The sequence below is a fragment of the Thermodesulfobacteriota bacterium genome (assembly GCA_026415035.1).
GTDB lineage: Bacteria > Desulfobacterota > BSN033 > BSN033 > UBA1163 > RBG-16-49-23.
Genome location: JAOAHX010000031.1, coordinates 1 through 22491, shown reverse-complemented (window position 1 = coordinate 22491; position 22491 = coordinate 1). Strand labels below are relative to the sequence as shown.

The 22491-nt window shown below is 52.5% G+C and carries 20 protein-coding genes; 10 read left to right on the top strand and 10 right to left on the bottom strand.

The window, feature by feature from the left end:
* The first annotated feature begins 268 nt into the window (after window positions 1-268).
* The 7 genes from N3G78_13630 to N3G78_13600 all read left to right on the top strand — a co-directional run bounded on the left by N3G78_13630 (window position 269) and on the right by N3G78_13600 (window position 7224).
* The gene (locus tag N3G78_13630) at window positions 269-1219 is read left to right on the top strand and encodes an NAD-dependent epimerase/dehydratase family protein (GenBank protein MCX8118955.1); all 951 of its coding nucleotides are present in this window, start codon (window positions 269-271) and stop codon (window positions 1217-1219) included.
* Window positions 1220-1267: 48 nt separating this feature from the next.
* Entirely contained in the window at window positions 1268-3250 is a 1983-nt protein-coding gene (locus N3G78_13625; protein MCX8118954.1) for an acyl CoA:acetate/3-ketoacid CoA transferase, read from the top strand.
* 16 nt (window positions 3251-3266) lie between these two features.
* Window positions 3267-3563 carry a hypothetical protein gene (locus N3G78_13620; protein MCX8118953.1) on the top strand — a complete coding sequence of 99 codons (297 nt, stop codon included), beginning with the start codon at window positions 3267-3269 and terminating at the stop codon, window positions 3561-3563.
* A gap of 93 nt (window positions 3564-3656) precedes the next feature.
* A complete protein-coding gene (gene dctP / locus N3G78_13615) occupies window positions 3657-4823 on the top strand; it encodes a TRAP transporter substrate-binding protein DctP (protein ID MCX8118952.1) in 1167 nt (388 codons plus the stop codon).
* A 134-nt stretch (window positions 4824-4957) separates the two neighbouring features.
* The gene (locus N3G78_13610) at window positions 4958-5458 is read left to right on the top strand and encodes a TRAP transporter small permease subunit (protein MCX8118951.1); all 501 of its coding nucleotides are present in this window, start codon (window positions 4958-4960) and stop codon (window positions 5456-5458) included.
* Window positions 5455-6795: a TRAP transporter large permease subunit gene (locus N3G78_13605; protein ID MCX8118950.1), complete on the top strand. Its 1341-nt coding sequence runs from the start codon at window positions 5455-5457 to the stop codon at window positions 6793-6795. The genes N3G78_13610 and N3G78_13605 overlap by 4 nt, the downstream gene beginning before the upstream one ends.
* A complete protein-coding gene (locus N3G78_13600; protein MCX8118949.1) occupies window positions 6796-7224 on the top strand; it encodes a MaoC family dehydratase in 429 nt (142 codons plus the stop codon).
* Here the strand turns inward: N3G78_13600 and N3G78_13595 are convergent.
* Both N3G78_13595 and N3G78_13590 read right to left on the bottom strand, forming a co-directional pair.
* Window positions 7221-7574, bottom strand: a complete 354-nt coding sequence (locus N3G78_13595) for a hypothetical protein (GenBank protein ID MCX8118948.1) — start codon at window positions 7572-7574, stop codon at window positions 7221-7223. The genes N3G78_13600 and N3G78_13595 overlap by 4 nt on opposite strands.
* Window positions 7575-7621: 47 nt before the next feature.
* On the bottom strand, window positions 7622-9046 hold the full coding sequence (locus tag N3G78_13590) for an amidase (GenBank protein ID MCX8118947.1): 1425 nt from the start codon (window positions 9044-9046) through the stop codon (window positions 7622-7624).
* 198 nt (window positions 9047-9244) lie between these two features.
* Here N3G78_13590 and N3G78_13585 point away from each other — a divergent pair, with 198 nt between their 5' ends.
* Window positions 9245-9898: a nitroreductase gene (locus N3G78_13585; protein MCX8118946.1), complete on the top strand. Its 654-nt coding sequence runs from the start codon at window positions 9245-9247 to the stop codon at window positions 9896-9898.
* 19 nt (window positions 9899-9917) lie between these two features.
* Here the strand turns inward: N3G78_13585 and N3G78_13580 are convergent, their stop codons facing one another.
* From N3G78_13580 to N3G78_13555, 6 genes are read right to left on the bottom strand one after another with little or no spacing between them, the layout of a single operon-like run.
* Window positions 9918-10883: a dipeptide ABC transporter ATP-binding protein gene (locus N3G78_13580; GenBank protein MCX8118945.1), complete on the bottom strand. Its 966-nt coding sequence runs from the start codon at window positions 10881-10883 to the stop codon at window positions 9918-9920.
* Window positions 10876-11847, bottom strand: coding sequence for an ABC transporter ATP-binding protein (locus N3G78_13575; protein MCX8118944.1), 972 nt, complete (start codon window positions 11845-11847; stop codon window positions 10876-10878). The genes N3G78_13580 and N3G78_13575 overlap by 8 nt, the downstream gene beginning before the upstream one ends.
* An 11-nt stretch (window positions 11848-11858) precedes the next feature.
* Entirely contained in the window at window positions 11859-12692 is an 834-nt protein-coding gene (locus N3G78_13570; protein ID MCX8118943.1) for an ABC transporter permease, read from the bottom strand.
* A complete protein-coding gene (locus N3G78_13565) occupies window positions 12679-13692 on the bottom strand; it encodes an ABC transporter permease (GenBank protein MCX8118942.1) in 1014 nt (337 codons plus the stop codon). The genes N3G78_13570 and N3G78_13565 overlap by 14 nt, the downstream gene beginning before the upstream one ends.
* Window positions 13693-13711: 19 nt before the next feature.
* Entirely contained in the window at window positions 13712-15277 is a 1566-nt protein-coding gene (locus tag N3G78_13560) for an ABC transporter substrate-binding protein (protein MCX8118941.1), read from the bottom strand.
* Between the two features lie 45 nt (window positions 15278-15322).
* Window positions 15323-17824: a M14 family metallopeptidase gene (locus N3G78_13555; GenBank protein MCX8118940.1), complete on the bottom strand. Its 2502-nt coding sequence runs from the start codon at window positions 17822-17824 to the stop codon at window positions 15323-15325.
* A gap of 846 nt (window positions 17825-18670) precedes the next feature.
* On the opposite strand from N3G78_13555, the gene N3G78_13550 reads away from it, so the two are divergent.
* Together N3G78_13550 and N3G78_13545 are read left to right on the top strand one after the other, a co-directional pair.
* Window positions 18671-19585, top strand: a complete 915-nt coding sequence (locus N3G78_13550; GenBank protein MCX8118939.1) for a hypothetical protein — start codon at window positions 18671-18673, stop codon at window positions 19583-19585.
* Between the two features lie 380 nt (window positions 19586-19965).
* Window positions 19966-20724, top strand: a complete 759-nt coding sequence (locus N3G78_13545) for a hypothetical protein (protein ID MCX8118938.1) — start codon at window positions 19966-19968, stop codon at window positions 20722-20724.
* On the opposite strand, the gene N3G78_13540 is transcribed toward N3G78_13545, so the two are convergent.
* The gene (locus N3G78_13540; protein MCX8118937.1) at window positions 20663-21370 is read right to left on the bottom strand and encodes a Smr/MutS family protein; all 708 of its coding nucleotides are present in this window, start codon (window positions 21368-21370) and stop codon (window positions 20663-20665) included. The two genes, N3G78_13545 and N3G78_13540, sit on opposite strands and share 62 nt — an antisense overlap.
* 654 nt (window positions 21371-22024) lie before the next feature.
* The coding region (locus N3G78_13535) for a gamma-glutamyltransferase (protein ID MCX8118936.1) at window positions 22025-22491 on the bottom strand (467 nt) is incomplete at its 5' end.

Genomic DNA, 22491 nt, shown 5'->3' with positions numbered 1-22491 from the left:
CCCAAGGAAGTGTATCCTTTTTTATACATGTATCATATTGGCTACGTGTCCTTCAATTATTTGTAATTTCATTCTTTTTTAAAGATCTCGCCCTAAAATTGTAGAATTTTCTCTACACATTTGTTTCCAAAAACCTTCCCGATTAATTAAAAAATCGTTAAATTTTAAATAGTTAGGCAATTGACCAAAATGGTTTTCAATGGCTTAGTTTTTGCTAATTCAAATAGATAAACTTTTTATACCAATTTCAAAATTATGGAAGGTGGGTATGGCAAAATTGATCACGGGGGGTCTTGGGTTTATTGGGGTAAACTTGGCCCGTGCCCTATTAAAAAAAGGGGAGAAAGTCGTATTGTTCGATGTGGTTACCAAAACACCCCTCATTCACGACATTAAAGAGGAGGTTAAGATCGTCCAGGGCGATCTCGCCTCTTGGGCAGAGGTCATGGATGTGGTGAAGCGCAATAAGATTGATGGAATTTATCATACGGGGGCGTTGCTTTCTGCCTCTGCCGAGGAGCGTCCCACCACGGCATACAGAGTCAATGCAGGCGGGACCTTTAACGTCCTCGAAGCGGCCAAATTGTTCGATGTCGAGCGGGTCATCTATTTAAGCACGATCGCTACCTATGGCCTCGGCATTCCGGAAAGGGTGAACGAGGAGACGATCCAGATGCCCATTTCGATGTACGGGGTGACCAAGGTATTTTCGGAAAGGCTCGGCGAATACTATCATCGAAAATTTGGGGTCGATTTCCGGGCGGTTCGTTTCCCCTCGGTCATCGGTCCGGGAAGAGGTCCGGGAGGAGCCTCTGCCTATAGCACCCTCATCATCCAAGAACCTGCCCTCGGAAGGCCCTATCAATGTTTCGTCGATGAAGAGGCCCGGATCCCCTTGCTTTACATCAAGGACGCGGTTGACTCCTTGATCACTCTTTACGAGGCCGACGGGAAAAAATTGAAAAGGCGCGTTTATAACATCGCCGGCTTCTCTCCAACGGCGAGGGAGTTGGCTGAGGAGGTGAAAAAACACCTTCCCAAAGCCTTGATCGACTTCAAACCCGTTCCAGAGTTGGTCGAGGTGGTGCACAGCTGGCCTAAGTACATGGACGAGACGAAGGCCCATGAGGAGTGGGGTTGGCAAACGAAGTATTTCTTGAAAGAGACGGTCAAGGATTTTATTGAAGAGGTCCAAGCCCATCCGGAAATCTATGGTTAATGGACCTTTCCCTTCGAATCCCCGCGAATCGGGAAAATTGAGATCCCTATGGAAGCCAAAAAAATAATCCACCCTCTTTTTACATTCACCTCTCCGACCCGGGTCAAAAAAGGCAAAATCGTCTCCTCGCAAGAGGCGGTGCAGATCATCCGGGATGGAGATACGATCGCGACCGGAGGGTTTGTCGGAACCGGATTCGCAGAAGAGATTGCCATTCGTCTGGAAGAAAGGTTTCTGAAGACCGGAAGGCCAAGAGGACTCACGCTGGTCTATGCGGCCGGACAGGGAGACGGGGCCGATCGGGGATTGAACCACTTAGCCCATGAAGGGTTGTTGAAAAGGGTGATCGGGGGCCATTGGGGGTTGGCACCGAAGCTCCAAAAACTTGCCTTCGAGAATAAGATCGAGGCTTACAATCTGCCCCAAGGAGTCATCGCTCACCTCTACCGAGACATTGCCTCCCACAAACCCAGGACCATCACGTCGGTCGGGTTAGGGACCTTCGTCGACCCGCGGGTCGAAGGCGGGAAAATCAACGAGATCACCACCGAAGATCTGGTCGAGGTCATAGTCATCGACGGGAAGGAGTATCTGGCCTATAAAACCTTTCCCATCCAAGTGGCCATCCTCCGCGGGACCACCGCCGATACCGAGGGAAATATCACCATGGAGAAGGAGGCCCTAACCCTCGAGTCGCTCTCGATCGCCATGGCCGCCAAGAATTCGGGCGGGTTTGTCATCGTCCAGGTGGAACGGGTGGCCGAGCACGGGACGCTGAATGCGAGGCAGGTGAAGATCCCTGGCATCCTCGTGGATTGTGTCGTGGTCGCCCCTCCGGAGCATCACTGGCAGACCTTCGCCGAGCGTTATAACCCCGCCCTGAGCTGCGAAATCAAGATCCCGATGGATTTCATCCCTCCGATGGAGTTGAATGCGAGGAAGATCATCGCCCGCAGGGCCGCCTTCGAGCTGAAGCTCAACAGCGTGGTCAACCTCGGGATCGGGGTTCCCGAGGCCATTGCCAATGTTGCCAACGAGGAAAAGATCATCGATTATATCACCCTCACCACCGAACCCGGAGTGATCGGAGGGATCCCCTCCGGGGGTTTGAATTTTGGAACCGGGACGAACATGGAGGCCCTGCTGGATCAGCCCTACCAGTTCGATTTCTACGACGGCGGTGGGCTTGACATCGCCTTTTTAGGCATGGCCCAGGCGGATCAAGAAGGAAACTGCAACGTGAGCAAATTCGGACCGAAATTGGCCGGGGCGGGAGGGTTTATCAACATCAGTCAAAACGCGAAAAAGGTCGTCTTTCTCGGGACCTTCACCGCAGGAGAGATAAAGGTCTCTGTGAATCATGGAAAGCTCCGGATCGAGAAGGAGGGGAAGGCCAAGAAGTTCTTGAGAAGGGTGGAACAGATTACCTTCAGCGGAAAGTATGCCGCATCGAAGGGGCAAACCGTTCTCTATATTACGGAGCGCTGCGTCTTCACCCTGACCCCTCATGGTCTGGAATTGACCGAAATCGCTCCGGGAATCGACCTCGAGAGAGATATCTTCCCGCATATGGAATTCAAACCCCTTATCAGCCCCTCTCTCAAGGTCATGGACGAAAGGATTTTCAAGGATGAGCTGATGGGGTTGAAGGAGATCCTCCTGACCATCCCCCTGGAAAGCCGTCTCATCTATGACCCCGTGGAAAACCTCTTCTTTGTCAATTTCGAGGGGTTTTCCGTAAGAACGAAAGAAGAGATCCAGAGGATCAGAGAAGCCGTTGAAAAAATCCTCTCCCCTCTTCCGAGGAAGGTTTATACGATCGTCAATTACGACAATTTCACCATCCTGCCCGATCTCGTCGAAGAATATGCAGAGATGGTGAAATATCTCATCGATCGATACTATTCGGGTGTCACCCGGTATACGACGAGTGCCTTCTTGAGGATGAAGTTGGGCGATGCCCTAAAAAAACGGGATGTCGCTCCCCATATTTATGAAAGCCCCCAAGAGGCCCTCATGGCTCTCAAATGACCCGGAGGCTTTAGGAATGTCCGAGACGGCCCAGCTCCTCTTGGGGTTTCTATTCTTGGTCGCAGTCTTCCTTCTAACCCGCTGGTTGATGGTCGTAAAAATACAGGCGACCTGCAAAGCGATCATCAAAGAATTACAAAGCCGGGGGGCCTTCAGCCCCGATACGGCCGTCCACCTCCCTTACGAAAAGCCCCAACCCCTTCGAATGGGGACGAGGGATTACCGGCCCAAGGCGATCGAGGCCCTGCTTCACAGCGGACTCCTCATCAAGACAGAAGGCGGGCGATATTACCTTGCCCATCGGCAGGGTTAGAAAACGAAGGTGCGAAAGGGGGTGATTAAGGGACCAAAGGAAAAAGATGGGTCAGAGGCATTCACCTAAAATTCAATACGAAGGGAGGTAAACATGAAGAGGGTTGGATTAGCCGTTTTGGTAGCGGTCATCGCATGCTCTGTCATCTTTGCGATCAGCACGGAAGTTTTTTCACAGAAGAAGAAGTTTGAAAAATTTGGCGAAGACGAGAGAGGAAAAGAATGGAAAGGAAAAAAATGGGAGACCTCCACAAAGACCTTCACCTGGAGGATGACCGATCCATGGGGAGGGTTGGTCTTCCACGAGATCACGAAGCGATTTGCCGATAGCGTGAGGGCCGCAAGCGGTGGGCGGCTCGACATTAAGGTCTTTCCGACAGGCTCGATCGTTCCCGCCATGGAGATCTTCGATGCTACCGCCAAAGGCACCATCGATGCCTGCCACACCTGGCCCGGTTACTGGAAAGGAAAGAACGAAGCATTTGTCGCCTTTGCTTCGGTTCCTTTTGGACTCGATGCCGAAGGTTACAACATCTGGTTCTACGAGAGGGGAGGCCTCCAGATGCTCCAGGAACTCTACGGTCGGTTCGGGTTGATCGCCTTCCCCTGTGGGAACGTGGGACAGGAGATCGCCCTCCATTCCAAAAAGAAGGTCTCCAAGATCGAAGAGATCAAGGGGATGAAGATGAGGACCGTGGGCTGGTACATGGACATCCTGACCTCGATGGGGATCTCGGTCACTCCCCTTCCCGGCCCTGAGATTTACCTCGCCCTCGAAAGGGGGATCATCGATGCCGCCGAGTTCAGCACCCCTGCGGCCAACTATCCCCAGGGTTTCCATGAAATCGCCAAATATGTCATCATGCCCGGAGTTCACCAACCCTCCTGCCAGTTCGATGTGGTCATCAACAAGAAGAAATGGGATGAACTGCCAGATGACCTGAAGGTGATCGTCGAGTTGGCAGCAAGGGATACGGAGCACTGGGCCTACGCGTGGAACGAAAACCTCAATATCGAGGCAGTGAAACGCATGAAAAGGGATGGGGCAGAGTTTGTGAAGTTAGACGACAAAGCGATCATCGAGTTTGCTAAGGCAAGCCGGAAATATCTTGAAGATCTCTGCGCCAAACATCCGGATGTCAAAAAGGTCCTCACCTCCCAGTGGGAGTTTATGAAGGAATATGAGGAGTGGAGGGACCTCCGTGGACGGGTTACCCCTTGGCCGTATGAGACCTTTATCAAGGGCAAACTGACCCAATAACTCCTATGGGCGTGCCCTGACCTTTTTACCGAACGGGGGCGGGGCACGTTTTTTTTGATTGACGGAACGGTCGAAGGGTGGTATAGAGGAACCTATCCAAAGGGGTCCCGACATCCATTGAAGAGGATAGGCTAATGAAAAAATTTGTCCGAGCGATCGATGCCTTTAATGATTTTTGTGGGAAATGGGTATGTCTGCTCATCTTGCCCCTCATCTTTGTCGTGGTTTACGAGGTCATCCTGAGAAAGATCTTTGCCTCTCCCACGCGGTGGGCCTTTGAGGTGACAGTCTACCTCTATGGCGCCCACTTTCTTCTCGGCATGGGGTATGTCTATCTCCTCGACCGTCATGTCCGGATCGACGTCATCGTCCTCCAATTTTCAAAGAGGGTTCAACTCTGGCTGCGGGTGCTCACCTTCATCTTCATCTTCATCCCCTTCGTAGGGGCCCTCACCTATGCGGCCATTAAATATGCAGCCCATTCCTGGTCGATCTGGGAGCATAGCTGGAGTGCTTGGAAACCGCCGCTCTACCCTTACAAGACGGTGATGCCGGTCTCGTTGCTGATGCTCTTTCTTCAGGGGATCGCCAATTTCATCAAAGATATCTACAAACTCAGGGGAGAGGAGATATGAGCTCTGAAAGCTTAGCGATCTTGATGTTCTTCACCTTGATGGTCACCCTCTTCCTCGGCCATCCCCTTGCCTTTTCGTTGGGCGTGCTCGGGGTGGTCTTCGGATTGATCGGATGGGGAGGAGAGGCCGAGGTCGTCCTCGCCCTCTTTGCCAATAAAACTTACGGCGTCATGGAAGAGTACGTGCTGGTCGCCGTCCCTCTCTTCATCTTCATGGCTCAAATGCTCGATACGGCCGGGATCGCAGAGAAGCTCTTCAGCGCCCTCTATGTGGTGCTGGGTCCCATCCGGGGAGGATTAGGGCTGGCCGTCATCGCCGTCTGCACCATCTTCGCCGCGGCGGCGGGCGTGGTGGGAGCCACCGAGGTCGCTATTGGACTGCTTGCGGTCCCAGCTCTTTTGAAACGAGGGTATGACATCCCCCTCACCGCAGGATGTGTCTGTGCAGGCGGGACCCTCGGAATCCTCATCCCCCCAAGCATTATGCTCGTGGTCTACGGAGGGCTCGTGGGGATGTCGGTCGGGCACCTGATGGCCGCCGCCTTTGCACCGGGCTTTCTCCTTTCGGCGCTCTATATGGCCTATATCGCCATCCGGTGCGGGCTGAACCCATCGATGGGCCCCCCCTTGCCCAAAGAAGAGAGAATTTATAATACCCTTCAAAAGATCAAGATGGTCACCGTTTCGATTTTGCCTACGGCCACGGTCATCTTCGTCGTCCTTGGAAGCATCGTGACAGCGGTGGCCACCCCGACCGAAGCTGCCGGCCTGGGATGCGTTGGGGCCATGCTCCTCGCCCTTGGCTACCGGAAGCTATCCTGGAAGGCCATCTATGAGGCCTGCAAATCGACCCTCATCACCTCATCGATGATCCTGACCCTCTTCCTCGGCGGCAACGCCTTTCAATCCATCTTTATGGGCCTCGGAGGAGGCGACGCCTTCACCAATTTCCTCCTCGGATTGAAGGTCAGCCCCATGGTCGTCCTCTTCGCCATGATGGGCATCGTCTTCTTCCTCGGGATGTTCATTGACTGGCTCGGGATCCTCCTGATCGTGCTGCCGATTTTCACCCCCATTGCAGGAGAGCTCGGTTTCAACACAGTCTGGTTTGCCACCTTGATTTGCGTCAACCTCCAGATGGCCTTTCTTACACCGCCCTTCGGGTATTCCCTATTCTATCTTCGGGGAATCGCCCCCCCTGAGATGACCATCGTCCATATCTATAAAGGGGTGGTCCCCTTTATCTGCCTCCAATGGTTAGGGTTGATTATCTGTATCCTCTTCCCGGACTTCGTCCTGTGGCTTCCGAGGTTGGCTTTTGGAACATCGGTGGGATGAATGAATCAAGGAAAGTCCATCCACGACCTGAAAATCGGAGAGTTCGCCGAGATCTCCAAAACCATCACCGATGAAATCGTCCAGGAATTCGCCCGGGTGAGCGGAGATTTCAACCCCCTCCATCTCGACCAGGCTTATGCAGAGAAAACCCCTTTTAAAGGAAGAATTGCCCACGGGGCCCTCTCCATCGCCCTGCTCTCCAACGTCCTCGGAAACCTCCTCCCTGGTCCGGGGACGATCTACCTCTCCCATGAGATCAAATTTCTTGCACCGGTGAGAATCGGAGATACTATTACGGTGAGGGTGGAGGTGGTGGAACTCCTTCCAGAAAAAAACCGTGCAAAATTCAGAACCACCTGCACCAATCAGGAGGGAATAACGGTGGTAGACGGATTCGCCTGGGCCATGCCTCCAAGACCTGGCCTTTAAGTGGTTCGTTTCTCTTTCATTTCGACATCGACCTCCCCATCGAACTCCTCCTCTAAGGCCCTCTGGAGCGCCTCTAAATCCTCCCTTTTCTCACATTCGACGACCAGCTCGCTTTCATCGAGGATGGCTAACCGACCGAACCTTTTCACGATGTCGATGACCTTTTGGGGATCGACCGTCACCCAGCCCTTCATCCGACGCACCAACTCTTCCCCGTTAAAAGCCCTCTCGATCACGAGGTCAACCCGTCTCTGTTTAGCCTCCCAACCGATCAGAGCGGGTTGGACGATCTTGGGCGTCACAGGATCGTGCATCGCCGCACACCGAAACCACAATTTGGCACGAATCATAGGCACTCCTTATAAGGCGATGTCGATTTGATCGAAGACCAAAGACCTCAAACGATTAGGCTTGGAACCCGTTTTATCCAAGGCCTCGCTGACTCCAGCTGCGAGGCAAGCCGAATGAGTGTTGCTTCATCTCCAAACCGGCCGATGAACTGAACACCCACCGGCAGGCCCTCGCCATTCCAGTATAGTGGAATTGACATCGCGGGCAGGCCCGTGGCGTTGCAAATGGGCGTAAAGGGGACGAATTCCTCAGCCCTGCGAAGGGCCTGGAGCGGGTTTTCCGAAGCGGCATCGAACGTCCCTAAGGGCACCGGAGGTTCGGCAAGGGTGGGCGTGAGCCAGACATCGACCTTCCGAAAGAATTTCGCGATCTCCCTTGCCACACGCTGAAGAAAGGTGAGAGAAAGTAAATAGGAGGAGGCCTTCTGCTGCCGTCCCATCTCATAGAGCGCCCAGGTGAGGGGTTCGAACTCCTCCGGCTTTGGCCGTTTCCCTGTGGCCAGGGCCAGCCCCTCGATGACCCATGCACAACCGGCCGACCAGATGACCATGAAGGCCTGCCGAACCAGCTCTCCATTGATCTCCGGAGTAGCCTCCATCACCTCATGTCCGAGCTCTGCACAGAGGCTCGCCGCATCCTTCACCGCTTCGATACAATCCTCATGGAGGTTACCCCCAGCCGGATGCCTTGTGGTAAAACCCACTCTGAGCCTTCCGGGATCGGCGCCTACCTCCTGAAGGAAGGGCCGGACAGGAGGAGGCGCCCAGTAGGGATCCCCCTCTTGCGGGCCGGAGATGGCATCGAGGAGACCGGCGCTGTCCCTCACAGAGAGGGTGAGGGCATGGTCGATGACGAACCCGCTGAAGATATCTCCGAAGTCAGGTCCAACGGGAACGCGGGCCCGCGTCGGCTTGAGGCCGAAGAGTCCGCAGCACGAGGCCGGTATCCGGATCGATCCCCCTCCATCGTTGCCGTGTGCCATCGGGACGAATCTGGCGGCAACGGCCGCCGCTGATCCTCCGCTCGATCCCCCTGAGGTCCGATTCATATCCCAGGGATTTCGGCAGGGGCCGAACAGTCGTGGTTCTGTGGTGGGAAGGATGCCCAATTCCGGTGTATTGGTCTTTCCCACGATGATCAATCCGGCCCGTTTGAATCTCGCCACCAGTTCATTGTCATGATCCGGCACAAAATCGCGCAAGAATGCGGATCCCATCGTCATCCTTGCTCCGACGCAGGGAGCTCCAAGGTCTTTGAGCAGAAAAGGGACCCCGGAAAAGGGGCCTTCGACTAAAGGGCCAGAGGCCTCTTTTCGCGCCTGCTCGAACATCGGAGTGATGACGGCATTCAGTTTCGGATTGAGACGCTCGATCCGCTCGATCGATGCCTCTACGAGTTCAATCGCCTTGACCTCCTTCTTCCGAACCAGCTGAGCCAGCTCAGTCGCATCGTAAGAGATGAATTCCTCCATCCTAACCATTTCTTCTCCTTATTCACCCTCAAGGGTCACTCGCTTCAAGGGTCGACTTGAAAATAACGGTCGTTTCATTTAATGTCAAGTATCCAAACAGAGCCCTCTTGCCCCACCTGCCTCCCTTTATTTAAGGGGAGGTGAGGGAGGGTTTACGACTTTTTCAGACCTCTCAACCATCTTCAATAGGAGCCAGCCATGGAATTAATCCAGGCCATCCAGGAGAGAAAGAGCTTCAGGGCCTTCAAGGCCGACCCCATTCCCAAGGAGACTTTGCAGGAGATATTAAAATTCGCCATTCATGCTCCCTCAGCCATCAATCTTCAACCCTGGGAATTCTTCGTCGTGATGGGGGAGGAGAAAGACCGTTTAGGCCGGAGACTCCTGAAGGCCTTTAGGGAAAAACGGATCTCCTGCGGCCCCGGAAATGTGAAACCCATGCCCAAAACCGTAACCCAGCGGGGAGCCAGAACGCTCCAACTGATGAACCCCTTCTTCGATGAGATGGGAGTGAACCCCGATCAGTTCATCAATGAGGGAAGCTGTAATTTTTATGGGGCGCCTGTTGCCATCCTGATCTGCCTGGACGACTCCTTCCCCAAAAGCCGGCTGGTCGATATCGGAATCGTCCTCGGATACCTCCTGTTGATCGCCCATGAATACGGATTGGGGACCTGTCCGATCGGCCTCATCACCGCTTATGAGGATGAAATCAGAGACCTCCTCAACATCCCCGAAAATAAAAGGGTCGTGATCGGTGTCGCCCTCGGATATCCCGACGGAACGAGCCCCATCAACCGGTTTAAATCCCCAAGGGAAGAGAGCGAAACTTTCATCCGCTGGATCGACTAAAAAGGCTAACCGACCCCTTTCACCTCACATGACAGGCCACCTGAGATCCATTCGATCTTTCGGTCAGCGGAGGGTCCTCCTCAACGCAGACCGCCTTGCGAAGGGGGCAACGGGTATGGAAACGACACCCTGAGGGAGGATGGATCGGACTGGGCACATCTCCTTCCAGAAGGAAACGTTTTCTTTTATTCAAGGGATCCAGCGTGGGATTTGCGGACCAGAGGGCTTCGGAATACGGGTGGATCGGAGCGTCACAAATCACTTCTTGCGGCGCATACTCGACAATTTTCCCGAGATACATCACCGCCACCCAATCCGCCACGTATTCAATTAAATTCAAGTCATGGGATATAAAAAGGTAGGTCAGATGAAACTCCGATTGAAGGTCTTGAAGGAGGTTGATGATCTGGGCTTGGATGGAGACATCCAGCGCCGAGACGGGTTCGTCCGCGATCACGAATTGAGGTTGTGAAGCCAGCGCCCTTGCAATGACGATCCTCTGCCTCTGGCCTCCGCTGAATTGATGGGGGTAAAGGAACCTCTGTTCAGGCCTCAGCCCCACCAACTCCAAAAGCCGGATTACCCTCTCTTCGAGCTCTTTTCCTTTGGCTAAGCGATGGATGACGAGGGGTTCCCCGATGATGGCATCTACCCGTCTTCTGGGATTGAGAGAGGAGTAGGGATCCTGAAAAATGATCTGAATTTTCTGTCGGAGCTGTCTTAACCGATCCTCTTTCAAGCTGTAAATGTCTTCCCCTCTGAAGAAAGCGGCGCCTTCATCGGGTTCTTCAAGCCTTAAGAGGAGTCGGCCCAGGGTCGATTTTCCACATCCACTTTCTCCCACCAACCCCAAGGTCTCTCCGGTTCGAACGAAGAGAGAGACTCCGTCGACGGCTTTGACAGAGGCCTGGGCCTTTGAAAAAATCCTTTTGGAAAGGGGATAATATTTTCTCAGTCCCTTTGCTTCGATCAGGATTTCACTCATAGAGCCAGCACCTAACTCGATGGCCGGTGTCCACTTCGAAGAGAGGGGGCGGAGCCTCCTTGCATTTCGGAAAGGCACGAAAACAACGATCTTGAAATTTACAGCCTTCTGGTAAATTTAGCAGATCCGGGACAAAACCCGGAATGGCTTGAAGCCGCTCCCTCTTGCCGGCCCCTTTCCGCTTCGGTATGGACTGGAACAATCCGAGGGTGTAAGGATGCCTGGGATGGCGAAAGAGACGGACGACCTCAGCATATTCTACGATATGGCCAGCATACATCACCCCCACCCATTGGGCCACCTCCGCAACGACGCCCAAATTATGCGAGATGAGAAGGATGGAGGACCCCACCCTTTCTTTGAGCCGATTGATCAAATCGAGGATCTGGGCCTGAATCGTCACATCGAGGGCCGTGGTCGGTTCGTCCGCGATCAGGAGTTTGGGATGGCACGATAAGGCCATCGCGATCATCACCCGCTGCCGCATGCCGCCGCTCATCTGATGGGGATAATCGTGGACCCTTGTCTCCGGTGAGGGAATCCCAACCATGCGAAGCATCTCGATGGAACGCGCCCAGGCTTCTTTTGGAGTCAATCCCTGATGCAGTTGGATCGTTTCGGCAACTTGATGGCCGATCTTGAAGACAGGATTGAGGGAGGTCATGGGTTCTTGGAAGACCATGGAGATCCGGTTTCCTCGAATCTTTCTCATCTCGGCCTCGGGCAGTTTGGTCAGGTCCCTCCCCTCGAACATGACGACTCCTTCCACGATTCGGCCCATAGGTTCCGGGACGAGGCGCATCAGGGAGAGGGCGGTCATCGATTTCCCGCATCCCGATTCCCCCACCAACCCGACCGTCTCCCCTTCCCGAATCGATAGGTCCACGCCATCGACCGCCTTGAGGACTCCCTTCCGGGTAAAAAAGTAGGTCTTTAAGTTTTGGACCTCTAATAAAGGCTCCATTCCTCTGGCGCTTATCTTAAACTTGGATCGAGGAGGTCTCTCAACCCATCTCCAAAGAGGTTAAACCCCAAGACCAGGGTGAAGATGGCCAATCCAGGGAAAGCCGCGACATGGGGCGCCATCTGGATATATTGCCTCCCCTCGCTTAACATGGCTCCCCATTCGGGCGTGGGAGGTTGAGCGCCCAGGCCCAAAAAGCCAAGGGCGGCAGCCTGAAGAACGGCCGTGCCCATTCCCAGCGTTGCATAGACAATGATCGGTGGGACCGTGTTGGGAAAGATATGAAGAAAGAGGATTCTCAAATCGGTTCCTCCGAGGGCCTTCACCGCTTGGACGAAGGGCTGTTCTTTCAAAGAAAGGACTGTGCTTCGGACGATCCTTGCATAATGGGGGATGTAGACGATGCCCACGGCGATCATGGTATTCAAAAGGCTTGGACCGAGAATCGCCGTGATGAAGATCGCCAGGAGGATGGCCGGAAAGGCGAGCAGGATATCCATCCCCCTCATGATCGGCTCATCCACCCTCTTTCCGTAAAACCCTGCCAGAAGTCCGAGGATCGTGCCGGGGAGGAGGGAGATGGAGACCGCGATCAGCCCGATCACCAACGAGATGCGGCTGCCATAGATCACCCGGCTAAAGATATCCCTCCCGAGACTGTCGGTTCCGAAGGGATGGGCCCAACAGGGCCCTTTCAGTCGATTGGGGGGGTCAGGGACGATGGGATTATAAGGAGAGATGAGCGGCCCGACCAAGGCCACCATCACAAGGAGCGAGATCAGGATCAGACCCAGTAAGGCGGTCCGGTGCTTGATTAATCCCGAGAAAAGTTCAACCCTTCCCATTCACCCTTAGCCTCGGATCGAGATAGAAGTAAAGAATATCCACCGCCAGATTGACCAGCACCATGATCACTGCGAAAAACAGGATGCAACCCTGAACGGCAGGGTAATCCCTCGCCAGAAGGGAATCGACCACATATCGTCCCAAACCCGGCCAAGAAAAGATGGTCTCCGTGAGCACCGCCCCGCCTAGGAGGATCCCGAAATTTAACCCGATCACGGTGAGGACGGGCAAAAAGGCATTCTTCAGGGCGTGCTTGAAAATGACGGCGCCGGGCCCCAGCCCCTTGGCCCGGGCGGTCCGGATATAATCCTTGGACAACACCTCCAACATGCTGGATCGGGTCATCCTTGCGATGATCGCCATCGGGATGGTGGCCAAGGTAAAGGCAGGCAGGATGAGATGTCTCAGGGAATCTATGAAGAGGGGGAAATTTCCTGACAAGAGGCTATCCAGGACGACCAACCCTGTGATCGCGGAATAGTCCGCCCCCATGGTCATACGACCCATCATCGGAAGCATTCCGAGCTTGACCGAAAAGAGATACATCAGCATCAACCCGAGCCAGAAGATCGGCATGGAGATCCCTATCAGGGCCATCACCATCGAAGCATAATCGAAAATCGAATATTTTCGGACCGATGAGATGACCCCCGCCAGGACTCCCACCAAGCTCGAAATCAAGATGGCCGCGATCGATAGCTCAGCGGTGGCCAGAAAACGAGTCAACATCTCTTCGACGACGGGAACATTGGAACGGATCGACACCCCCAAATCCCCGCTCAGCAGGTGACGGAGGTAGATCGCATATTGGTAGGGATAGGAACGATCCAGTCCTAACTTCTCGCGGATCTTTTGGACTTCTTGGGGAGAGGCAAACTCTCCCACAAGGAGTTGGGCGGGGTCTCCGGGAATGAACCTCAACATCAAAAAAACCAGAAGGGAGACCCCGAAGAGGATAAAAACGAGGTGGAGAAATCGCCTAAGGATGAACCGCGCCAATAATCGTTACACCAAGAGTCTATTTCTCTTTCCACACCATTTCAAAAGAATTGAGGCCGTTCGGACGAAGCGGAACGTTTTGGAGCTTCTTGTGATGAATCCTGACGACGGTGGAATGAACGAGGGGAACCCAAGGCGCTTCTTCATGGAAGATCTCTTGCGCCTTTAGATAGAAAGGAGATCGCTTCTCTTTTCCGAAAAGGCCCTGGGCCTCCTTGACGAGCCGATCAAATTCCGGATGTTGCCAGAAGGCAATGTTGGCCGCAGGGGGCTTGGCGTTATCGGAGTGAAGCAGGCCATAAAGGAAATTGTCCGGATCGGCATTGCCTCCAAGCCACCCTAACATGCAGAGGTCATGCTCCCCTTTTGAGGTCTTGTCCAGATAGACGCCCCACTCATGCCGAACGATCTTGGCATTGATGCCCACGGCAGCCAGATACCCCTGAATCAGCTCTGCGGTTTTGACGGGTTCCGGCATATAAGCCCTGGACACGGGCATGGCCCAGAGTTCGATATCAAACCCTTTGGGATAACCCGCTCGGGCCAGGAGGTCCTTGGCCTTCTGGACATTGTAATCATAATCCACAATTTTGTAATTGTAACCCCAGATGCTCGGAGGGAAGGGGCTTTTGGCGGGGATGGCCAGGCCCCTGAAGATCGTCTTGATGATGGTCTGTTTGTCAATGCTGTGGCTAATGGCCTGTCGGACCAGCTTGTTGCTGAGGATCGGCTTTTTCGTATTCATGGCCAGATAGCCGACGTTGACGCTCGGCTGCTCGATCACCCTTAGATTCGGATTCCCTTTGGCCATCTGGATCGAATCTGGGTCGAGGTCATCGGCGATATCGACCGCTCCCGTTTGAAGGGCCATGAACCGCGCGGACACTTCCGGGATCGATTTGAGAATGATCCGATCCAGATGCGGTTTCTCTCCCCAATAGTCCTCGTTTCTCTCAACGATGATCTGGTCGTCCTTGACCCACTTGACGAATTTAAACGGTCCGGTCCCCACCGGGTTTCTCCCGATATCCTCCTTATATTTTTCAAGGGCCGCAGGAGAGAGGATCGGACAGAGCCAGAGGGCTAAGTTGGCCACCAGTGGGGCATAAGGTTTTTCCGTTCTCAGGGCAACGGTATATTCATCGATTACTTTTACCTCTTTCACGGGTCCGAGCCCGAGGGCAGGAAATCTCCAGGTCCCGTATTTGTGAAAGGGATGGTTCTTGTCGATCACGCGATCGAAGGAGACCTTGACCGCATGGGCATTGAAGGGGGTCCCGTCATGGAATTTCACCCCTTTGCGCAATTTAAAGGTCCAGACCAGGCCGTCGCTCGAGACACTCCACGAGGTCGCCAGCTGGGGTTCCACCTCCATGCTGTCCTTCTTAAACATCACCAAATTTTCCAGGATCTGGATCCCGGCTTTAATCGATTCCCCATCCGTGGCCTGGGCGAGATCGAGCGTCACGGAGTCCCCTCCCCTCCCCCAGGTCAGGGTGCCGCCTTTGACCGGCCTTTGTGCAAGGGAGACCTGGGGAAATGCCAAGGCCGCCACGAGGAAGAATACCCAACCTGCTCGTTTCATACCCTTACCTCCTTCTTGAGCTTCTAAAAAGCGAATGACCTTCCATCAAAACGTCAAGGGACGCCTTCGCCGCCAAAACACATGGATCGTCGCCCCTTCCCGGAAATACTCCTTCTTAACAAGAATTGGAATGGAATTCAATAAGCGAAGGACAGCCAGATGGGTCTTGAGGGTCACCGTAACGGCGTCCTTTAACCATGACCCCCAGGCGACTTCATCGGCCACCTCGGTGATAAAATCAAGGGTCGTCAGGTGAGGATAACGGTAAGCAAAATTGATCCCTCGGAATCGTCTCTGAAGCGGGAGAGTTTCTGGCTTCCTTTCCTTTCCATGGGGAATCATCCATTGCCCCCGATACTTCCAATAGCGATCGAAAAGGCGCTGATTCCGCCAAAGGACCTTTTTGTCCTTTTCCAGAAAGGTCCAGATCCACTTTCCAAACCGTTCGGAACGGTTCCTTGCGGTCGAGCCTTCCCTTTTTTCGAGAAAAGGGAGGTAGAAAAAGAAAAAGGCCCTCGGGATCCACCATTCCCTGAATCGAAAAGGCGCATATCCTGAGAAGGGCTGCTCCCACTCATGGCTTGGAAAGCCATGGTTGTCTGCACAGATGTCGGGAAGCCACCTCTTCCAGATATCGGCCTTCACTCGGGCCTCTCCGAAAGGGGTGTCTGGGTTAAAGTATTGGTCATAATATTCCAGGCCAACGAGGTTATAGCGTCCGGCATGGAGCTTGTCTTTTGGCGTCAGATTTAACATTTCCTCTAAAAGAGCGACACCGTCCACATTCTCCATCGGATTGAGGACCACATTGGCCTTCTTCAGGAGTTTCTGGAACCGGGGACGGGTTGCAAGGAGATAGGAGAGTTTTAACCCCGCGTTAGTACTGGAAACCTCATTGGCATGGTGGCGGCAGTTGATAAAAAAGGTCGGTTTGAAAAGGGCTCGTTTCGCATGAGAGATAAAGGGGGTCGGAGAAGGAAACGAATGTTCTATAGAATAGATGGGAAGGCCCGCGGAAGAAGTTCCTTCCCGCACAATTTCGACGCCCGGCAGACCCTCGAGGGACTGGATCAGGGCGAGGCCATCCCGATATCCGATGGGTCTTTCCATTGGAATGTCGATCCGTTGGGTCTTCGTTGAAGGCCCAAGGGGCTTCCGGGACCATAAGCCCGAAGCCTTTACAAGGAGCTCGAGATCCTTTCTCCTCCCTTTTCCCTTCGAAATTCTTTCGATTCTGAAGGGGCTATGGTGTAAGGTCCTAAAGGAGCGAACCTTTTCCATCAGTCCCTTTTGGTCCCTAAGACGTTCTGCCGCAACCGATAAGTAGAGACAAAGGTCCCTCTTAAAAAAAGAAAGTCCGCGGATCGAGATCTTCCCCTTTCGGTTCCAATCCTCCCGTTCTTCTGGCCGATGGGTGAGGGTAAATCGCAACCTGGCCTTTGAATGGGGAGGATTGGGGTGAATCACGGGCAGGATTCGGCCAGGCGCGTAATTCGTTTGGAATGTATTTTGGGAATAGTTAGAAAAAAAGTCTAAAGTGACAAAATAGAGGTCTTCATGGAGGGCTTCAAGGGGAGAAATCCGCTCTTCATCGATCCCTAAGGGTTCCGAGGGATAACGATAAAATATGTCAAACCGAAGCTCATGGAAGACGGGAGAGGAAGGAGGGAGGTGATTTTTTACGATGATGCGATACGCTTCCTTTTCGACCCGTGGGAGGACCTTTTTCTGGTAAATCTCCCAGATCCTATCGATTCCAGTCCTGACCTCTCGATTTACCACCTCCTCGCCTCCCACTCTGACATTGATCCAACCCGTACAAGGATGAACCTTCCCCATTCGAGGAAACGCGGGAAGATAGTCGATCGTGCGCCACTTGGGAGAAAACTGGGCCTCAAGAACCTTTTGGGCCCCTTGCCATCCCACCACCCGATAGGCCTCTTTTATCCTACTCTCTTTTTTGAACCCGACCCTCTCTTTGGGGATTTTCAATTTTTTGGCAAAGATCTCGTCGATGGGATAGACTTCCTGGAGCCAACGAAGGGATTCTTCCAGTCCCCTCTTCAAAAAAGGTTTAAAGGCTATTTCGACTCGATCCGCTCCTCTCTTTTCGAGTTCTTTTAGAACGACCTCCTTCATCCAGCTCAACCCTGGCTTGTAAGCATTTAGAACTTTTACGTCGATTCTCTTCCTATCCGCTCCCAGATTGACCAGGCGATGGGTAATCAACTGCGCCAGTTTTCTTCTCTCTCTTTCTGGCTTCGCGATCATGATCTGAATCGCGATGGGTTCATCCCTGAGATCTCTTTCTCCCAAACCTCTTTTCAATCTCCTTAAAACCTCTTCTTCCCCATCATCGAAGACATAGTTTCGGACAATCTTTTTTCCGGAGGCACGAGGAGGAAAGGGAACTCTTAGGAAATCGTTGAAGTGTTCGAGGAAGGCATTCATCTTCTGGGAGACCGGATCTTTTGATCCCTTCGAACCGGTGGGGAGGAGACTGAAACGGGTCAGGATGCTTTCGAGGCTTTTTTCCTTCCCCGTCATCAAGATGTCGGGGATCTCCTTCCCGTTTGGGACAAAAAAGATTCCCGAATCCCATCGAGAGCGAAAGATCTTCTCAGGAACATCAATCCTGATCCTTCCCAAATCCTCCCTTTTCCCAATATAGATATAGGGTCCCTTCTCTCTAATCTTCTCGGAGGCAGAAAAGGCAAGAGGAAACGTCAGGTGAGGGCTCTCCAGGCCCAATCGGGCAACAAAATTTGCTATGGCGATTGCCGTTTCCGGACGGAAATGGCTGAACAGGAGGATTTTATAAGGGAAAATGAGGTTCGAAGGGGTCTCTTCAAACGAAACTTGAAAAAAGGTCCAAAACGAGAAAGGGTTGAGGGGGCTTATCATCTCTCTTTGCGAAGCCTTTGGGTGGGCCGACCCCCGAAAGCTCTTCCCGTTTTTCAAGATCAAAAGGCGCGCCAGATGACTTATCTCCTCGGTTAGACCATCGACACAAGGTCCCTTTATAAAATAGGTGTTCGGGCAATCCTCCTGAGGAGCTCTCTTAAGTTCGTGGGGTGTCCCGATATAGAGATGATTCCTGATGGAAGGGTCTTTCGCCATCCTCTTTGTGACGAGGGGAAAATGCATCCCCATGGATTCAAAGCCGATCGCTGCACAAAGGTCGAGGACGGCACAGAGAACTTTTGGATTTCCGCAGGACGGACCGAGGTGAATTTGCAGATCGATGGAGTCAACAAACCCATCCCCATCACGATCCAAAAAGATGGAATTAAAATCCAAGTCGCCCATTCTCATCGATCTCACCCTGTTTTGGCACAATTTTTTACCTTTTTCAATTGGATAAACCACCCCATGTATGTTAAAGGATAAGATATGCCAGCCGTCCCCAAAAAAGCGGCCACCGTGATATTGCTTCGGGATTCCAAATCCCAAGAAGGATTTGAGGTCTTTCTCCTCAAACGGCATGAGAAGAGCAGCTTCATGGGCGGAAATTACGTCTTTCCGGGAGGCAGGGTCGATCGGGAAGACGGATCCGTTGAGACCTGTGCCTTGAGCAAAGGCCTTACCCCTGAACAGGCCTGCCGGATCCTCGGAGGCTCCCTGTCTGAGGAAGAAAGTCTAGCCTACTGGATTGCCGGGATTCGGGAACTCTTCGAGGAAGCGGGCATCCTTTTGGCCTACGACGAAAACAACGAACTTTTCCGATTAAAAACGGATGAGGACCGAAAGACTCTTGAATATCACCGAAGCCTCCTCCAAAAGGGCGAACGGACGATCTGCCAGATGGCCAGCGAACTGAGGATCCTATTCGCCCTGGATCAAATCCACTACTTTGCCCATTGGATCACGCCGGAGGCGAGAGCCCTAAGATTCGATACGCGATTCTTCCTCGCCCGGTATCCTGAAGGGCAGGAGGCGAGTTTTGACCGGAAGGAGACCATTGCAGAGGTCTGGTTGACACCCCGGAAGGCCCTTGAGGAGAATTTAAGGGGAAAGGTCGCCTTAAGCCCCCCTACCCTTCAAATTATGGAGGATCTCTCCCAATTTGAGAACCTTGAGGCGGTCTTCAGCTCTTTGAGGAGAAAAGAGATAAAGCCGATTCTTCCCATCTTGAAAGATCTCGGAGGAGAGGTCCTCCTCTTTCCCTGGGACCCCGAATATGAGGTTTTTAAACGGGGAGAGATCCCTCCGAAGATTGATCACGGAAGGCCTTCAAATCCGGGAGACACTACCACCCGCCTCCTCTATAGAGAGGGGTTCTGGCTTCCTTATTGCCGAATATCTTAAAGGCCAGGACCGGGACCTTGGGCGGGGCTATTTTTTCTAAATCCCCGGAGGGTGAGATTCCTTAAATCCAGAGCGCGTGATCCCTATCTATCCCCTTCTCTTTCTCTTGTCTTTCGACATCTCCCAGATCAAGCAGTGAGGTCTGAATTTACAGTACTCTATGGGGTCCTTGCATTCGCAGCACGAATCGGTATTCAAACACTCGCAACATTCTTCACAAAAACCTGCTTCAAATTTCTGGCAGGTTGCAATTGCATCACGATCCGGATGGTTTCGACATCTCATTTGGGTGTTCCATCGAATCGGCCCTGTAGGACTCTGACCCCCAGGCCCATGGCATTGACCCCATTCGTTTAATCAGGTAGATATAATTCAGATATATGAGCCCCAGAACCCCCCTTTATGAGATTTTCGCCTTTCTTCTGACGGCCATCTCGACCTTCTATTTCGATTGGAAGGCCAATGAGCTCTGCTGGGGGCTATGGGTGTCGAGTCTTCTTACGGGCTGGGCGGTGATTCTCTCCTCGGTGTTACGCATCCTCCTCCACCTCGCCGGACTCCCGGTGCTTAGGGATGAAGACTTGAATATAAAAGGAGATCCCCTTTCCGCTTACTTTCGTGCGAAGACCTTCGGCCACGACCTTAAGGACGGCAAAACCCCTGGGCCCACCCTGTCTCCCCTTTTAATGGTCATCGGAAGTATCGGAATCGGGGCTTTTACCTGGCTTCATTTCACCTTCTTCCACACGATCCATGCGATGTTGATGTCTTTCTTCCTTCAGATGGAACCGATCGATCTGTTCGGCCCCAATGGATTTATCAATGCCGATAAGGGCGTCGTCTTGGTCTATCTCATCGAACATTATTGGCCGATGATCCTTGGAACCTTTCTCGTGAGACGGGGGATCATTGGGGGCGGAAATCCCGGGATGAATTTAAAGGCCATTTACGGAGGCGTGATCAGGATCCATTTCTTCATCCTTTTGAGCGCCGTTCTCTTCTTCCTCGTCTATTTTGGCGTCGAAATCTATCAGAAGGTACTCCTGTTGATCCTCCTGCTGTTCTTTTATGTGCCCTTCAAGACCTTTCGGCACCTATTTTTTGCTTCTTCAGACGCTTCGAAACAGGACGAGACCTGAGCAGGACGTAGGTCGCCCCTGCGCCTCCGTCACATTTTCTTGCGCTGGAATAGGCGACCACCCACTTTCTCCAGACTCCCTTCGTGAGCCACTCTTCGACCTTCTTCTTCAAGACCGGTTCGCCAGGTGAAGAAAGTCCTCTGCCGTGAGTGATCAGAACCCCTGTTTTTCCGTAAGTTACCGCCCATTTCATAAACTGATCAAACACCTCTTTGGCATCCTCGGCAATCAGTCCGTGGAGGTCGAGGTGTGCTTGAATGGAAAAGTCGCCCCGATGTAGCCTCTTGGCGATTTCAGGATGGATATGATAACCCGTCCCCTCGATATACTCGGGTGTGCTTGCGACATCGAACCCTCTTCCATAACTTACAAGGTCCTTAAGACTTTCGAGGGCCTCAGCATCATCTTTTTTCACGAACCCCCCAGTCCCTTCAATTCTGGAAGCCCTCTCAACATATCTCTGGTTGGGAATGGGTCTCACGCCATCCATCGCTGTTCGAAACAGGCTCTCCTCAGCCTCTGGGCTCAACTTATCTTCAGAGACCGCATCGGTAGCAGCATGGTAGGCTGGAAGAGACTTTATATCGAGGACAATGTTTAATTCCTGGAAGGATTTAATAATAGAAGAGGTTTTTCGAGGCCTCATAAGAAAAAAATGGCTCCCCTTCCCCAACATGGACCAAGGCAAAATAATTTTAAATAATAGAGGATGAAATATCAAATACCCCGGTACGGAAAATGAATTATTTCCTACATCTCCTCGCCTAATTTTTGGTCTTCTCGGTTCTTGGCGGTGATGTCTTATGGACCTTAGGAAATCGGTAAGCTCTTAAGACCGATCTAATAGAACTCTTGACAAAAACAATGAGTCTCCATTTCCAACTTGAGATGCCATATGATCGGCAAAAGGAGAACCGCAATCTGTGAACTCCATCTATCATCCGAGCAGATAACCCTTATCGTCCAAGGTCTAAATCTAAAAGAATTGGAAGGAGAAAGTCCGTCAAATCATAACCTATGGATGACCATTTCCGATCTCGAGAAAGGTTTTTTTGCCGGTAATTCCCTTAAAAACGTACACCGAATAAGAATATATATGCTCGACTGAAGGCCTCCTGTCCTTAAATTAAAAATCGGCTCTGCCTTTGAATATTTCATTCTTTTTCAGGACTTTTAGTCGAATAAGGAGTGCATTCAGGTTTCATATGCTTACGGATAAGGAAAACCGTTTCTCCTTTTGGAGGAAAGGGCCCTTTGATTTCGATCATTTTTAAGATTAGAAAAAGATCCCCTTCATCCTTTAAAATCCGATGGCACAGCCGTCTTTGCGGCGATCGGAGGCTCCTAAGAGGACATCCTGTTCTCGATCCCAAAAGATGGCCTGGCCTCCTCCTACCTGATTAATCGAAGATAACCCTTTAATAACCTGATGGCCCTTCTGAGCAAGAGCCGAAGCAGTCTCTTCTGGAATCCCCTCTTCGAGATACACCTCCATCCCTCTGAGGTGTCTGATCCTCGGTGTATCCATCGCCTCCTGTAAATTCATCCCGAAGTCAATGAGATTCACCAAAAACTGGACATGGCCCTGGGGTTGCATATCGCCCCCCATCACGCCGAAGCTCATCAAAAACTCCCCATCTTTGAAAACCATTCCAGGGATGATGGTATGCATGGGGCGCTTATGAGGTTCGAGCCTGTTCCGATGTTCAGGATTCAAAGAAAAGGATTTTCCTCGATTCTGCAACAAGATTCCGGTGCCTTCGACGA

What these genes read in the sequence shown, in the direction of transcription:
- N3G78_13620 (MCX8118953.1), top strand. Translation starts at nt 3,267, where the DNA reads ATGTCCGAGACGGCCCAGCTCCTCTTGGGGTTTCTATTCTTGGTCGCA.
- N3G78_13590 (MCX8118947.1), bottom strand. Translation starts at nt 9,046, where the DNA reads ATGGAGGAATTCATCTCTTACGATGCGACTGAGCTGGCTCAGCTGGTT.
- N3G78_13570 (MCX8118943.1), bottom strand. Translation starts at nt 12,692, where the DNA reads ATGGGAAGGGTTGAACTTTTCTCGGGATTAATCAAGCACCGGACCGCC.
- N3G78_13555 (MCX8118940.1), bottom strand. Translation starts at nt 17,824, where the DNA reads ATGACGGGGAAGGAAAAAAGCCTCGAAAGCATCCTGACCCGTTTCAGT.
- N3G78_13600 (MCX8118949.1), top strand. Translation starts at nt 6,796, where the DNA reads ATGAATCAAGGAAAGTCCATCCACGACCTGAAAATCGGAGAGTTCGCC.
- N3G78_13585 (MCX8118946.1), top strand. Translation starts at nt 9,245, where the DNA reads ATGGAATTAATCCAGGCCATCCAGGAGAGAAAGAGCTTCAGGGCCTTC.
- N3G78_13580 (MCX8118945.1), bottom strand. Translation starts at nt 10,883, where the DNA reads ATGAGTGAAATCCTGATCGAAGCAAAGGGACTGAGAAAATATTATCCC.
- N3G78_13575 (MCX8118944.1), bottom strand. Translation starts at nt 11,847, where the DNA reads ATGGAGCCTTTATTAGAGGTCCAAAACTTAAAGACCTACTTTTTTACC.
- N3G78_13630 (MCX8118955.1), top strand. Translation starts at nt 269, where the DNA reads ATGGCAAAATTGATCACGGGGGGTCTTGGGTTTATTGGGGTAAACTTG.
- N3G78_13545 (MCX8118938.1), top strand. Translation starts at nt 19,966, where the DNA reads ATGAGCCCCAGAACCCCCCTTTATGAGATTTTCGCCTTTCTTCTGACG.
- N3G78_13540 (MCX8118937.1), bottom strand. Translation starts at nt 21,370, where the DNA reads ATGAGGCCTCGAAAAACCTCTTCTATTATTAAATCCTTCCAGGAATTA.
- N3G78_13595 (MCX8118948.1), bottom strand. Translation starts at nt 7,574, where the DNA reads ATGATTCGTGCCAAATTGTGGTTTCGGTGTGCGGCGATGCACGATCCT.
- N3G78_13560 (MCX8118941.1), bottom strand. Translation starts at nt 15,277, where the DNA reads ATGAAACGAGCAGGTTGGGTATTCTTCCTCGTGGCGGCCTTGGCATTT.
- N3G78_13610 (MCX8118951.1), top strand. Translation starts at nt 4,958, where the DNA reads ATGAAAAAATTTGTCCGAGCGATCGATGCCTTTAATGATTTTTGTGGG.
- dctP (MCX8118952.1), top strand. Translation starts at nt 3,657, where the DNA reads ATGAAGAGGGTTGGATTAGCCGTTTTGGTAGCGGTCATCGCATGCTCT.
- N3G78_13605 (MCX8118950.1), top strand. Translation starts at nt 5,455, where the DNA reads ATGAGCTCTGAAAGCTTAGCGATCTTGATGTTCTTCACCTTGATGGTC.
- N3G78_13625 (MCX8118954.1), top strand. Translation starts at nt 1,268, where the DNA reads ATGGAAGCCAAAAAAATAATCCACCCTCTTTTTACATTCACCTCTCCG.
- N3G78_13550 (MCX8118939.1), top strand. Translation starts at nt 18,671, where the DNA reads ATGCCAGCCGTCCCCAAAAAAGCGGCCACCGTGATATTGCTTCGGGAT.